This window comes from Oligosphaera ethanolica (genome assembly GCF_030814695.1).
GTDB lineage: Bacteria > Verrucomicrobiota > Lentisphaeria > Oligosphaerales > Oligosphaeraceae > Oligosphaera > Oligosphaera ethanolica.
In genome coordinates, this window is the sequence record NZ_JAUSVL010000001.1 from 2073645 (window position 1) to 2087055 (window position 13411).

Annotated in this window: 13 protein-coding genes; 12 read left to right on the forward strand and 1 reads right to left on the reverse strand. The window is 64.3% G+C overall.

Annotated elements, in window-relative coordinates; translation table 11 throughout:
* The 7 genes from J3R75_RS06975 to proC all read left to right on the forward strand — a co-directional run bounded on the left by J3R75_RS06975 (position 1) and on the right by proC (position 7752).
* Positions 1 to 1086, forward strand: a complete 1086-nt coding sequence (locus tag J3R75_RS06975; protein WP_307260760.1) for an MraY family glycosyltransferase — start codon at positions 1 to 3, stop codon at positions 1084 to 1086.
* Positions 1087 to 1088: 2 nt separating this feature from the next.
* Positions 1089 to 1940, forward strand: coding sequence for a carboxylating nicotinate-nucleotide diphosphorylase (gene nadC, locus J3R75_RS06980; RefSeq protein ID WP_307260761.1), 852 nt, complete (start codon positions 1089 to 1091; stop codon positions 1938 to 1940).
* A 77-nt stretch (positions 1941 to 2017) separates the two neighbouring features.
* Complete coding sequence (locus J3R75_RS06985; protein WP_307260762.1) at positions 2018 to 3487, forward strand: 3-keto-disaccharide hydrolase; 1470 nt, start codon at positions 2018 to 2020, stop codon at positions 3485 to 3487.
* 88 nt (positions 3488 to 3575) lie between these two features.
* Positions 3576 to 5339 carry a formate--tetrahydrofolate ligase gene (locus J3R75_RS06990; RefSeq protein ID WP_307260763.1) on the forward strand — a complete coding sequence of 588 codons (1764 nt, stop codon included), beginning with the start codon at positions 3576 to 3578 and terminating at the stop codon, positions 5337 to 5339.
* A gap of 34 nt (positions 5340 to 5373) precedes the next feature.
* Positions 5374 to 6087 carry a PAQR family membrane homeostasis protein TrhA gene (gene trhA, locus J3R75_RS06995; RefSeq protein ID WP_307260764.1) on the forward strand — a complete coding sequence of 238 codons (714 nt, stop codon included), beginning with the start codon at positions 5374 to 5376 and terminating at the stop codon, positions 6085 to 6087.
* A 54-nt stretch (positions 6088 to 6141) separates the two neighbouring features.
* Complete coding sequence (locus J3R75_RS07000) at positions 6142 to 6933, forward strand: TrmH family RNA methyltransferase (protein WP_307260765.1); 792 nt, start codon at positions 6142 to 6144, stop codon at positions 6931 to 6933.
* 24 nt (positions 6934 to 6957) lie between these two features.
* Positions 6958 to 7752: a pyrroline-5-carboxylate reductase gene (gene proC / locus J3R75_RS07005; RefSeq protein ID WP_307260766.1), complete on the forward strand. Its 795-nt coding sequence runs from the start codon at positions 6958 to 6960 to the stop codon at positions 7750 to 7752.
* 32 nt (positions 7753 to 7784) lie between these two features.
* Here proC and J3R75_RS07010 read toward each other — a convergent pair whose 3' ends face one another.
* A complete protein-coding gene (locus J3R75_RS07010) occupies positions 7785 to 8075 on the reverse strand; it encodes a hypothetical protein (protein ID WP_307260767.1) in 291 nt (96 codons plus the stop codon).
* An 88-nt stretch (positions 8076 to 8163) separates the two neighbouring features.
* On the opposite strand from J3R75_RS07010, the gene metX reads away from it, so the two are divergent.
* The 5 genes from metX (at position 8164) to waaF (ending at position 13410) form a co-directional block, all read left to right on the forward strand.
* Complete coding sequence (gene metX / locus J3R75_RS07015) at positions 8164 to 9477, forward strand: homoserine O-acetyltransferase MetX (RefSeq protein ID WP_307260768.1); 1314 nt, start codon at positions 8164 to 8166, stop codon at positions 9475 to 9477.
* On the forward strand, positions 9474 to 10262 hold the full coding sequence (gene metW / locus J3R75_RS07020; RefSeq protein WP_307260769.1) for a methionine biosynthesis protein MetW: 789 nt from the start codon (positions 9474 to 9476) through the stop codon (positions 10260 to 10262). Before metX ends, metW begins: the two co-directional genes overlap by 4 nt.
* Complete coding sequence (gene lpxB / locus J3R75_RS07025; protein ID WP_307260770.1) at positions 10259 to 11419, forward strand: lipid-A-disaccharide synthase; 1161 nt, start codon at positions 10259 to 10261, stop codon at positions 11417 to 11419. The genes metW and lpxB overlap by 4 nt, the downstream gene beginning before the upstream one ends.
* Before the next feature lie 12 nt (positions 11420 to 11431).
* Positions 11432 to 12235 carry an MBL fold metallo-hydrolase gene (locus tag J3R75_RS07030; protein WP_307260771.1) on the forward strand — a complete coding sequence of 268 codons (804 nt, stop codon included), beginning with the start codon at positions 11432 to 11434 and terminating at the stop codon, positions 12233 to 12235.
* 80 nt (positions 12236 to 12315) lie between these two features.
* The gene (waaF, locus tag J3R75_RS07035; RefSeq protein ID WP_307260772.1) at positions 12316 to 13410 is read left to right on the forward strand and encodes a lipopolysaccharide heptosyltransferase II; all 1095 of its coding nucleotides are present in this window, start codon (positions 12316 to 12318) and stop codon (positions 13408 to 13410) included.
* Position 13411 lies beyond the last annotated feature (1 nt).

The window sequence follows — 13411 nt, forward strand, 5'->3', positions numbered from 1 at the left end:
ATGAGCTGGCATCTTCTCTATCTCATGGCATGGCTGGCGGCCGCGCTGCTCGGGTGGCTGGCGACTTGGTGTTGCCGCTGGCTGGCGCCGCGCTGGGGATTTGTGGACAAGCCCAAGAACGAGGCGCACAAGAACCACCGCCAGGCCACGCCGGTGCTGGGCGGTTTGGGCATGTGCCTGGCCTGGCTGGCCGTCATCGGCGGCGGTATCGTCGCCGTGAGAATCATGCCGGCCGTGATGGGCGAGGACATCCGGCGTTTTCTGCCTGGCATCGCCAGCGTGAAGGGCCCGTTGCTGGTGATCATGGCTGGATCGGTAGCCATCACCGCGCTGGGTATCCTCGACGACCGCAAGGCCATGAAGGCACTGCCAAAATTTCTTGGCCAGGCGCTGATTGCGGGGGTGACGGCGTGGCTTGGCGTGCGGGTGACCTGCCTGGGGCCCAATCCGGTGGTGAACTGGCTGGTGACGACGCTGTGGATTATGACCGTCATCAACGCGCTCAATTTCTTTGACAACATGGACGGCCTGGCTGGCGGGACGGCGATGATCGCGGCGTTCTTTCTGCTCTTCATCGCGGCGATACGTGGTCAGCACTTCGTGGCGATGCTGGCGGCGGTGACCAGCGGCGTCAGCGCGGGTTTTCTGCTGCACAATGCGCCGCCGGCGCGCATTTTCATGGGCGATGGCGGCAGCCACTTCCTCGGCTACGGTCTGGGCGTCATGGGTGCGCTGACGACCTTCTACGTGCCTGGCGAGAGCCCGACGCCGGCGCCGCTGCTGATTCCGCTGCTGGTGCTGCTGCTGCCCCTGTTTGACGCCGTGGCGGTGGTGTGCATCCGTCTGCGGGCGGGCCTGCCGATCTACGTCGGCGACAACCGGCACATATCGCATCGCTTTGTGCAGCTGGGATTGTCGCGGCCCTCGGCGGTGCTGCTGGTCTGCCTCTTGTGTTTCATTGGCGGCGCCGGTGCGCTGACGCTGTTGTGGCTGCCGCCGAGCGGCATCCTGCTGATCATGGCGCAGCTGGCGGCCATGCTGGCGGTGATATCCATTATTCAATTCAATCGCACGAAGGAGCAGTAGTCATGCAGCTCAACGAAGCCCATTTGCAGAATTTCTGCCGGACGGCGCTGGCCGAGGACGTCGGCAGCGGCGACGCCACCACGCTGGCGGTAGTGCCGGAAGGCCTGGAGACCGAGGCGCATTTTGTCGCCCGCAAGGAATGCGTCTGCGCCGGCCTGCCCGTGGTGCGGGCGCTGTTTGGCGAGCTTGACCGCAAGCTGGTCTTCATGGAGTATGTCAAGGAGGGCGAGCTCTGTCCGCCCGGGACGCGCATGGCGACGGTGATTGGCAATGCCCGGGCGATCTTGACGGGCGAGCGGACCGCGTTGAACATCCTGCAGCGCCTCAGTGGCATCGCCACGCTAACGCGGCAGTACGTGCTGGCGCTTGACGACCCGCACACGAAGATACTCGACACGCGCAAGACCACGCCGGGCATGCGCATGCTGGAAAAATACGCCGTGGTTACTGGCGGCGGCCAGAATCACCGCATCGGCCTCTACGATCGCATCATGATCAAGGACAACCACCGCGAGATGGCCAAGTACGCCGGGCCGGACTCTATCGCCCGCGCCGTGCGCGCCTGCCGCGCCAAATACCCGCGTTTGGAAATCGAGGTCGAAGCCGACAGCATGGACGACGTCGCCGCAGCCGCAGACGCCGGCGTGGAGTATATTCTGCTGGACAACATGAGCGACGCCGAGATGGTCGAGGCCATCAAGCTGGTGCGCGGCCGTGCGCGCCTGGAAGCCAGCGGCAATATCACCCTGGAGCGCCTGCCGCGGCTGCGCGGTATGGGCCTGGATTACATCAGTGTCGGCGCCCTGACCCACAGCGCGCCCGCAGTGGACATCGGCTTGGACATCATGAACTGACAGGCAGTCGCGTGATGAGCCGCTGCGGCAATCGCGACCATCGGGCTATGCGGCAAAGACAAACGGAGGGTATTCGGATGTGCACAAAACAGCGTTGGTATGGCTTGGTCATGTTGGCGGTAATAGCCTTGGGCATAACCACCCACGGCAAGGACTTCATGGGCGACTGGCGCGGCACTCTCAAGGCGCCGGACGGCGCCACGCGCACGGTGTTCGCGCAAGTGATCAACTGGGGCAAAGGCGAGTACCAGGCGAACATCCTTGAGAGCATCTACACCCAGCCAGTGCCCGAGAAGCCCCTGCTGGTCCTGCGCGGCAAGCTCGACGGCCAGCGCGTGCAATTCGGCGACAGCCAGGCGGCCATCGCCGCCGGCACCTTCCGCGGCGCGACGGCCATCGGTGAGCTGGATTTGCAGCCGTATCGCCTGGAATCGCCCACGCTCGGGCTGGCCGCGCCGGCCGGGGCGGAAATGATCATCGGTGGCGACAAAGGCCTGATCGGTCTGCGCAGTCCCCGTCGCGCCGGCGGGGTCGTCGACCTCAACAAGAGCCTGGCAAAAAGCGCGAACTGCGCTGCGTATCTGCGCAACAGTCTGATCGTCGACGCGCCCTGCCAGGCGCTGTTGCGCTGCGGCAGCGACGACGGCATCGTGGTCTTTCTCAACGGCGAAAAAGTGTACGAAAAAGCCGTGCCGCGGCCGTTGACGGCGGACGAAGACCGCGTTGAGCTGTCACTGCGCGCCGGCGAGAACGTCTTGATGCTGAAAGTGCTGCAGGGTGGCGGCGACTGGTCGGCGCAAGCGCGCGTGGTTGATCTGCAGGGCCGGCCGCTGGCCGGGCTGCGTTATCGTCTACAGCCGGAAGGCGTGCCGATGGCGTCGGACGGCGCGATCCTCGCCTGGGACGTCTCCGGCCCCTATACGCAGGCCGGCAAGAGCGGCATGGCGTTGGCGGTGCAGGCTTTTGCGCCGGAGAGCGACCCGGCGGGAGCGACCTGGCAGCTGGTGGAGAACCGCCAGCCCAGCGGCGAGCGCTGGAAGCTCTTGGACGACGGCACGATTGAGTTGCTCCCCAAGGGCGGCAGCATGGTCAGCAACTATGAATTCGGCGATGGCACGTTACACGTGGAATTCCGCACACCGGTCATGTTTGAAGCGCGCGGCCAGGGCCGCGGCAACAGCGGCGTCTATCTGCAGGGCCGCTACGAAATACAGGTACTAGACAGCTATGGCCTCGCCGGCAAGGACAACGAATGCGGGGGCATCTACCAGCTGGGCAAGCCGCTGGTAAACATGTGCCTGCCGCCCGGACAGTGGCAGACCTACGATGTGGATTTCACCGCGCCGCGCTTTGACGCCGATGGCAACAAGACAGCCAACGCGATGGTGACGGTCCGCCATAATGGCGTGCTGATTCACGACCGCCTGGAACTGCCGAAGGCCACCGGCGGCGCCATGGGCAAAGAAGCCGCCAAGGGCCCGCTGGCGCTGCAGGACCACGGCAATCCCGTGCAATTCCGCAACGTGTGGTTCCTCCCCAAGCCGTGATTTTTTTCGCGCCGCGCCTTCCTGGGCCGCGCGCGGGCGCCAAGCAATCCGTGATAGACAACCAGCAACAGCCGCAGGACAACGCAGTATGAAATTGGATCCGACCAAATTTGCCGACTGGCAGATCGCTGAAGCCGCTGAAGCGGACATGAAGAGCGTCGCTCAGCTCGCCGCCGAGCTGGGCCTGCATGACGACGAAGTCATACCCATCGGGCGGCAGCTGGCGAAAATAGACCAGCGGCGCCTGCGCGAACGCCTGGCGAACAGCCCCCGCGGCAAGTACATCAACGTGTCGGCAATCACGCCCACGCCGCTCGGCGAGGGCAAGACCACCACGACGATCGGGCTGGTACAAGCGCTTGGGCGCCGCGGCCACTGCGTCACTGGCGCCATCCGCCAGCCCAGCGGCGGCCCGACGTTCAACATCAAGGGCTCCGCCGCTGGCGGCGGTCTGGCGCAGTGCATTCCCCTGACGCCCTTTTCCATGGGCCTGACTGGCGACATCGACCGTATCGTCAACGCGCACAATCTCTCGATGGTGGCCCTGACGGCGCGGATGCAGCACGAGCAAAACTACGACGACGCGGCCCTGGCCAAGCGCAATCTGCGCCGGCTGGACATTGATCCGGCGCGGGTGCAGAGCCGCTGGGTGATGGACTTCTGCGCGCAGTCCCTGCGCAATATCACCATCGGCAAGGGCGGCAAGATGGACGGCTACGAGATGGACTCGGGCTTTGCCATCGCGGTGTCCAGCGAACTGATGGCGATTCTGGCGGTGGCGGACAGCCTCGCGGACATGCGTGAGCGCATTGGCCGCATGGTCATGGCCAACAACCGCTCGGGGCGGCCGGTAACGACCAGCGACCTCGAAGTCGCCGGCGCCATGTGCGCCTGGATGGTCGATGCGCTGGACCCCACGCTCGCGCAGACTCTTGAAGGCCAGCCCATGCTCGTCCACGCGGGCCCCTTCGCCAATATCGCCATCGGGCAAAGCTCGGTCATCGCCGACAAGATCGGCACGCGCCTCAGCGACTACCACGTCACCGAAAGCGGCTTTGGCGCCGACATAGGCTACGAGAAATTCTGGAATCTGAAGTGCCGTTACTCCGGCCTGACGCCGGACGCGGTGGTGATTGTGGCGACGATTCGGGCTCTGAAGATGCACGGCGGCGGCCCGGAGGTCAAGCCCGGCTTGAAGCTGGACGACGTGTACACCAGGGAGAATCTGTGCCTGCTGGAGCAGGGCTGCGAGAATCTCCTGGCCCATATTGAGACGGTGCAGAAAAGCGGTGTGCGGCCGGTGGTATGCATCAACAGCTTCTACACGGACACGGCGGCGGAAGTCGCCCTGGTGAAGCGCCTGGCTGAGCAAGCAGGCGCCTACGCGGCGCGTTCGGAGCACTGGCTGAAGGGCGGCGAAGGCGCGCAGGAACTGGCCGAGGCCGTCGAGGCGGCCGCCGCCGAGCCCAACGACTTCCATTTTCTCTACGACCTCGACCTGCCGCTGCGGGACCGCATTGATCGCATTGCCCGCGAAGTGTATGGCGCCGACGGCGTCGAGTTCCTGCCGGCTGCCGAGGAGAAACTGCAGGCGCTGGCGGCTGACCCGGCGAGCAAGGCCCTGGGCACTTGCATGGTCAAGACGCATCTGAGTCTGTCCCACGACCCGGCGCGCAAAGGCCGCCCCCGTGGCTGGACGCTGCCGGTGCGCGACATCCTCATCTATCAAGGCGCGGGTTTCGTGGTGCCTGTCGCCGGCGATATCAAACTTATGCCCGGGACGGGATCGGACCCGGGTTTCCGCCGCATTGACGTCGATACCGAAACCGGCCGCGTCCATGGGCTTTTCTAGACCGCAACGTAGTAGCAGAGAAAGTGTAAGAGACATGAGCGAGAAGAATGGCCAGACTGCCGGCGTCATGGTGGGCGCTGACGAGCGCCTGCGTTTGGAGCAACTGGCAAAATTATTTCACCGCAGTCGCGCCGAAGAGGTGGCCAACGGCATCAGCCACATGGTCGGGATTATCTTCGGCATTGTGGCTCTGACCCTAATGTGCGTCTATTCGGCCCTGCACGGCAATGCCTGGCATGTGACCAGCTGCGCCATCTACGGAGCGACGATCATCCTGCTCTACAAGAGCTCCATGATGTACCATCTGGTCAAGGGCCTGAAGGCCAAGCGCGTTTGGCAGATTTTCGACCACAGTACGATTTTTCTCTTGATTGCGGGCACCTACACGCCCTACGCGCTGGTGACGCTACACGGCCCCACTGGCTGGTGGATGTTCGGAATCGTGTGGGGCCTGGCGGCGCTGGGCATATTCTTCGAGGTGGCAGTGCCGCGCTGGGCGACCTACGCGTCGCTGCCGATTTACCTCCTGATGGGCTGGCTGATCGTCTTCGCTTTTGGCGCCATTCGGGCGAGCCTGCCCTATGGGGGGCTGGTGATGCTGATTGTTGGCGGGGTGGTGTACACCGTCGGCGTCATCTTCTACTGCTTGGATAAGGTGCCCTACATGCACACCGTCTGGCATCTCTTCGTCCTGGGTGGCACCGTCTGCCACTGGGTCAGCATCATGTTCTACGTCATTCCCCAATAGGCCAGCGGCAACCAGCAGCGGCGGCAGCGCCCGCCGCGCGCCACGATTGATTCGATGTTAAACAAACGCCACAGCAAGCTCTTGACCAATCTGCAGACACGGCACGGCCGCAAGAAAAGCGACGCGTTCATTGCCGAAGGCTGGCGTTGCTGCGAAGAAGCGCTGCGGCGGCGTCCCGAGTGGCTGGAGGCGCTGTTCTGCAGCGCCGGCGCGCAGCAGTCGCCGCGCTGGCCGGCCATGGCGGCGCTGGCGGTGGCGGCGGGCTGCGAGCCGGAAATGTTGTCCGAGCAGGACTTCGCGGCGCTGACGGACACCGAGAATCCCCAGGGGCTGCTCTGCGTGCTGAGGCGTGTGGAATGCGCCCTGCCCCAGGCCCTGGCCGATCCCTTCTGTCTCATCCTCGACCGCGTCTGCGAACCGGGCAATCTGGGCAGCATCCTGCGCACGGCCTGGGCCGTCGGTCTACGCAGCGTGTGGCTGATCAAGGGCTGCGCCGACCCCTATGCGCCGAAGGTGGTGCGAGCGGGCATGGGCGCGCAATTCGCCCTGGACCTGCCGGTATTTGACGACCTGGCGGCGGCGGCGGCGCACCTGCGACAGCTCGGTGGCAGTGGCCTGTGGTGCACGCTGCCGGCAGCGGACACGACGCTGTTTGCGGACGCCTTCGACCTGCGCGGCTGCGGGCTGGTCATCGGCAACGAAGCCAATGGCATCAGCCACCCCGAGCTCGGCCGGGGAGTGACCATACCCATGCCCGGACACGCGGAGTCCATCAATGCCGCGCAGGCCGCGACGGTGTTCCTCTTCGAAGCCGTGCGGCGCGGTTTGTTTACCAGCAATCCCTGAGCAACAACAAAGGACGACGGACACATGAAGATGCTATTTATCGGCGCCGGAAAAATGGCCACGGCTCTGGCCACGGGCATTGTCAAGAATGAGCTGCTGCCGGTGTCGGATCTGCTTGCCTGCGATATCTCCGCGACGGCGCGACAGGCCTTCACGGCGGCGACGGGTGTGCGTTGCGAGGCGCCGTCGCAGGCGCTGGTTACGGACGCCGACGTGCTGCTGCTGGCGGTGAAGCCGCAGCTGGCGGCGGCGGTCGCGGCGGAGCTCATGCCCATTCGGCCGGGCGCGCTGGTAATATCAATCTGCGCGGGCATTGGCATCAACAAGCTGCAGCAATGGTTCGGCACGGGCAACATCATTCGCGTGATGCCGAATACGCCACTGATGGTCGGCAAAGGCGCCAGCGCCTACGCGCTTGGGCCCGACGCCGACGCCGCGGCAGCGGCCCTCGCCGGACGTATCCTGGGCGCGCTGGGACTGGCCCGGCAGGTGGACGAAGCCCTGCTGGATGCCGTCACCGCCCTGAGCGGCAGCGGCCCGGCTTATGTCTTCGAAATGGCCAAGGCCATGGCCGCCGCCGGCGAAGAAGCCGGACTGCCCGCCACTCTGTCACTGGACCTGACTATTCAGACCATCGCCGGCGCCGCCGAAATGCTCGCCCGCCGCCTTGGCACACCCGATGAACTGCGCGATGCCGTGACCTCGCCCAACGGCACCACCGCCGCCGGCCTGACCGTCATGGCGCAACACGAGTTCCGCGCCATGATGCGCGATGTCGTCACCGCCGCCCGCAAACGCTCCGCCGAACTCGGACGCTAGACGGCGCGGGCAGGAGCTGTTTTATCCACAGATTACGCAGATTCACGCTGATTATTTTTGGGGGGAAGGTTTTTCTTCGCGGGCGGATCAAGCGGGTCTCCTGTCTTTTGTCGCGGACGGATCGGACGGATCCGACGGATCGGACGGATCGTCGACTTGATCGGTCCGATTGTCTTTCTTGTTGTCGCGGGCAGATCGGACTGATCCGACGGATCGGACGGATCGTCGACTTGATCGGTCCGATCGGTCTGATCGGTCCGATGATCGGTCCGATGACCGGTCGGCGCGCCCTCTCCGCAAAAATCCGTTTTGTTGTTGGTCACGCCATGGTTGCATTGTGCTATATTACGAGTTTTATGATTTTCGTATGCCTGAGTGCAGGCTCACCTGCCGGGCAAAAGGTCACAAGCAATGGAGAAGACGACCTTCAGCAGCACCCCCAAACGCACCGAGAAAAGCTCCAATGCCGCAGCTAACAAGCCAACGCCAAGCGCCAAACGCAAGGCCTATGACGCGCCGGACAGTCTTCGTTCTGTCGGCATGACCCGGCCTAAGCAGCTGGTCTTGGCGGATGAGAAGCATCCCTTCCGGCTTGACAGCGGCAAGTTCCTTGCGCCCATGACGGTCGAATACGAGACCTACGGCGAACTCAATCCCGATCACAGCAACGCCATCCTGATTACCCACGCATTGTCGGGCGATGCGCACGTCGCCGGCTGGGACGCGGCGGCATCGAGCAGCTTCCGGCCCTGGCGTCAGAAACGCCCGGGGTGGTGGGACGACGTGGTCGGGCCGACCAAGGCCATTGACACCAACCGCTTCTTTGTCATCTGTGCCAATGTGCTCGGCAGCTGTTACGGCACCACCGGCCCGAGCAGCAGCAATCCCGCGACTGGCAGGCCCTACGGCTTGGATTTCCCGATTGTGACCGTTGGCGACTGGGTGCGCATGGAAGCGCTGCTGCTGGACAAGCTCGGCATCTGCCAGCTTTACGCCGTCTGCGGCGGTTCCCTCGGCGGCCAGCAGGCCCTCGAATGGGCCCTGGCCTTTCCCGACCGCGTGCTCAAGTGCATCGTCCTGGCATCGGGGCCGAAACTGCCCGCGCAGGGCCTGGGCTTCAACGCCGTCGGCCGCCACGCCATCATGCACGATGGCAATTTCAATAATGGCAACTACTACGACAAGGGGCGCAAGCCGCCGCACGAAGGCCTCATTGCCGCGCGCATGCTCGCGCACATCACCTACCTGTCCGGCCAAGGCATGGATACCAAGTTCGGCCGCCGCGTGCAGAATGAGCACACGGAACAGGGCGGTTTCAACGCCGAATTCGCGGTCGAGAGCTATCTGAATTATCAAGGCCGGTCCTTTGTGGAGCGTTTTGACGCGAACAGCTACCTGTACATCACCCGCGCCATGGATTACTACGACGCGGCGGCGCTGTGGGGCGACGGCGATCTGGTCAATGCCTGTTCGCGCATTCGCGCCGAGGTCATGGTGGTGTCCTTCTCCTCCGATTGGCTGTACCCGCCGGAAGAAAGCAAGACTTTCGTATCAGCGCTGATGCAGAATCGCATACCCGTGACTTATGTGAAAGTCAAGAGTAACTACGGCCATGACGCATTCCTGGTCGAAGCGGACAAAGTCGGCCAGCTGCTACGCGCATTCCTCCTCTCGCCGACCATCGCCAGACGACTCGCCGACCAGGGCAAAGGAGGCACGCCATGATCAAAAAACGTCAGTCATTGGATATCCTGCCGGGATTTGAAGATTTCCTCCGGCAGATCGGCGTCAGTTCTTTTGACAGCGATTTTGACGAGCTGCTCAAGCAGGCTCAGAATACCATGCAGGCCCAGCAGAGCAAGGGCAGCTATGAAAACCACGCGCCGCATCGTTGGGAAGACCCGATCATCGCCAAGATCGTCCAGCCTGGCGAAACCGTCATTGACCTGGGTTGCGGCGATGGCGAATTGCTGGTGCGACTGGTCTACGAGCGCAACGCCCGCGTGCAGGGCGTAGAAACCAACGAAGACGCCGTCGTCCGCTGCATCGAGCGCGGCATGCCCGTCTGCCATGAAGACTTGTATCACATTCTGAGCGTCGTCCCAGACCAGAGTTTCAGCTACGCCGTGCTTGAACAGACCCTGCAGACCCTGCAGGAGCCACTGCAGGTGCTCGACGGCATGCTCCGGGTCGCCAAGCGCTCGTTTGTGTCCTTCCCCAACTTTGCCCACTGGAGCGTGCGTCTGGCCTTCAGTCTTGGCGGGCGCATGCCCGTGACCAGCGCGTTGCCGCACGAGTGGTACAACACCCCGAATATCCACCTCTGCAGCATCACGGACTTTCTCGACTGGGTGAACAAAGCCAACGTGCGCATCTGCCAGGCATGGGTGCTCGTGGAAGGCAAGGTCGAGGAATTTGGCCAGCCCAATCACAATATCAGCGCCGAACAAGCGATGTTCGTCATCGAACGCAAAACCGACGCCGACGGCCACGCCGGCAAGAAGCCATGAGCAGCAGCACGGACAGTCCCTGCGTGTGGATTATCGCCGGCGAGGCCTCCGGCGACAACTATGGCGCCAATCTCGCCCAGGCGCTGCGGCAGCGCCGGCCGGACCTGCGCCTGCGCGGCATGGGCTCCGAGCAAATGCGCGCCGCGGGCGTGGAGCTCTTCGTGGACTCCAGCGAGCTCGGCGTGGTCGGGCTGATTGAGGTGCTCAAGTCCATCCGCTTTTTCATCCGTCTCCTGCGCGACGTCAGCGCGCGGGCCATAGCCGAGCGGCCGGCGGCCGTCGTGTTGATCGACTACCCCGGTTTCAACCTCCGCCTGGCGGAGCGCCTGCATCGCGCAGGCATACCCGTCGTGTATTACATCAGTCCGCAAGTGTGGGCGTGGAAAAAGGGCCGTATTCCCCGTATTGCCCGCGATGTGGACAAAATGCTCTGCATCTTCCCCTTCGAACCGGCGGTCTATGCCGGCACCGGCCTCGACGCCAGTTTTGTCGGCCATCCACTGCTGGAAATTCTCGCGCCGCTACGGCGCGATCCGCCGCCGCGTGATCCCAATTTGGTGCTGTTGCTGCCGGGCAGCCGCAGCAGCGAGCTCAAGGCGCTGTTTCCGGATTTTCTGCGGACGGCGGCGCAGCTGCAGCAAGCACGGCCGGAGTTGCATTTCATGGTGCCCCTGCCCCGGCAGAGTTGCCTGGAGCAGGCAAAATCCCTGGCAGCGGCCACGCCGCTGCCGGTTGCGTTGTCGCTGGAGTACAGCGTTGGCGAGACGCGCCAGTGGCTGAGCCGTGCGGCGGCGGGTCTTGCTGCCAGCGGCACGGTGACGGTTGAGGCGGCCATCCTCGGCCTGCCGCTGGTGGTCGCCTACCGGCTCAACGCCGTCACCTGGCACATTGTGAAGCACATGGTCAAGCTGCCCTTTGTGACCATAGCCAATTTGGTTACCAAGCGCTGCGTTTACGAAGAGTACCTGCAAGATGACGCCGTGCCTGAAAAGCTCGCGCCGGCGTTGCTCACTATCCTCCCCGGCGGCAGCCGGCATGACGAAGTCGTCGCCGGCATCCGCGAATGCACGCTGCTGCTAGGTGGCGATAACGCCATCAGCCTGCGTGTCGCCGATGCCGTGCTCGCGGCCATGAAGAATGACGCCCCCAACGCCTGAGAATTGTTCACTATGGTATCCAGTCAGAATCATCTCGGAGTCACCGTGCTGGGCAGCGGCAGCAAAGGCAATGCCGTGCTGGTCCACTGCGGCGGCGACGCCATCCTTATCGATGCCGGTTTCAGCCTCAAGGACACCCGCCGGCGCATGACCGAAGCGGGCCTGCCCGAAGACATGCTGCGTGCCATCGTCGTCACCCACGAGCACGACGACCACGTCCGCGGCCTGCGCGTCTGCGCCAACCACTATGACGTGCCCATCTATGCGACGCGCAAATGCGCGGACGTACTGCGGCAGCGCGACGATAAGATTGGGCAGCTGGCGCTCTTCGCGGCCGGCAGCAGTTTCAGCATCAGCCGTTTCGTGCTGGAGCCGTTTTCCATTCCCCACGACGCCAATGACCCCGTCGGTTTTGTCATCCGCTGCGGCGACCGGAAGATCGGCATTGCCACGGACATGGGGCACGTCAGCGCCATCGTCGAATACCAGCTGCGCGCCTGCGACACGCTGGTGCTGGAAAGCAACCACGATATGAATCTGCTGGCCGCGTCCACGCGTCCGTGGTCGCTCAAGCAGCGCATCATGGGCCGTCACGGCCACCTGAGCAACGAGGCGTCGCGGGATCTGCTGACGCATGTTGTCGCCGAAAATACCCGCAATGTCATCCTCGCCCACATGAGCGAGGAATGCAACCGCCTGGACCTCGTCGAGCGCTGCGCCCACGACTGCCTGGAGCACATGCAGCGGCCGGATATCGCCATGCGCGTCGCCTACCAGGACCGCCCTATTCCCACCGCCTGGGTGGATTGCCTGTAAACCAGGCCGCGTGCAAGCACTCGTGTGCCCAAGCCAAGCGCCTCTCGCGCCGACTATTAGTTCCCCATTTGAAGAAAAGCATGAGTTCACAAATCAGCGTATTTCAGCCTATGTTGCTTGACCTGGGCGCGCCACGGCGGCCGGTTCCGGCGGCGATTGACTGGCGTGGCGGGCTGTTGTTGCGTTCCACCAACTGGCTCGGCGACTGCTTGATGACGCTGCCGGCGGCCTGGCAACTGCGGCAGCTGCTGCCGGCAGGCGCGCGCCTGCAGGTGCTGGCGCCGGCCTTTCTGGCGCCGCTGTGGTCGGCCTGCCCCTGGGTTGACGGCGTAATCAGCATGGCCGGCAAGCGCATCAGCGCAGCAGAAATTGCGCAGGTGAAGGCGCTCAAGCTCGGCGTCGGCGTCATCTTTCCCAATTCCTTTGGCTCGGCCATGGACCTGTGGCAGTGCTCCTTGCCCCTGCGGGTCGGCCGGAGCGGCCGGCTGCGGTCGCTGCTGCTGACCCACGCGCAGCGCGAATGGCCTCGCGGCGAAAATGTCGGCAGGTGCCATCAGCTGTCCTACTATCTCGAATTGTTATCGGCTTTCGGGCCGGTACGCCTGGACAGCGCCTGTCCACGCCTGGAGGTCAAGCCCGGAGTGGCGGAGTCGCTGGGCGTGAGCGGCCCGGGCTGGCTGGCCTTGGCGCCGGGCGCGGCCTACGGGCCGGCGAAGCAGTGGCCGATGGAGTCTTTCCGGGAGCTGGCGGCCTGGCACCACGGCTGCGGTGGCCGGGTGCTGCTGGTGGGCACCGGCAAGGAAGCTGCCGTGGCGGCGGCGGTTGCCGAGGCGGCGCCGGGCGCTATCAATCTCGCGGGCAAGACCAGCCTCGCCGAGCTGATGGCCGTGCTGGCGGCGGCGGACGCCGTGGTCGCCAATGACAGCGGTGCCATGCACCTGGCGGCAGCGCTGGGCACGCCCGGCGTAGGCATTTTCGGCTCAACGGACCCCGTTGGCACTGGCCCCTTGGGCGCGCCGTGGCAATTGGTGCTGGCGTCTGTGCCCTGCCGACCCTGCTTCCGGCGTGAATGCCCGTTGTGCTCGCCCGACGAGCGCTATTGCTGCCTGCGCAGCATCACGCCGGCCGAGGTCATTGGCACGCTTGCGACTGTGCTCGCCGGGCGCGACGCCTGAG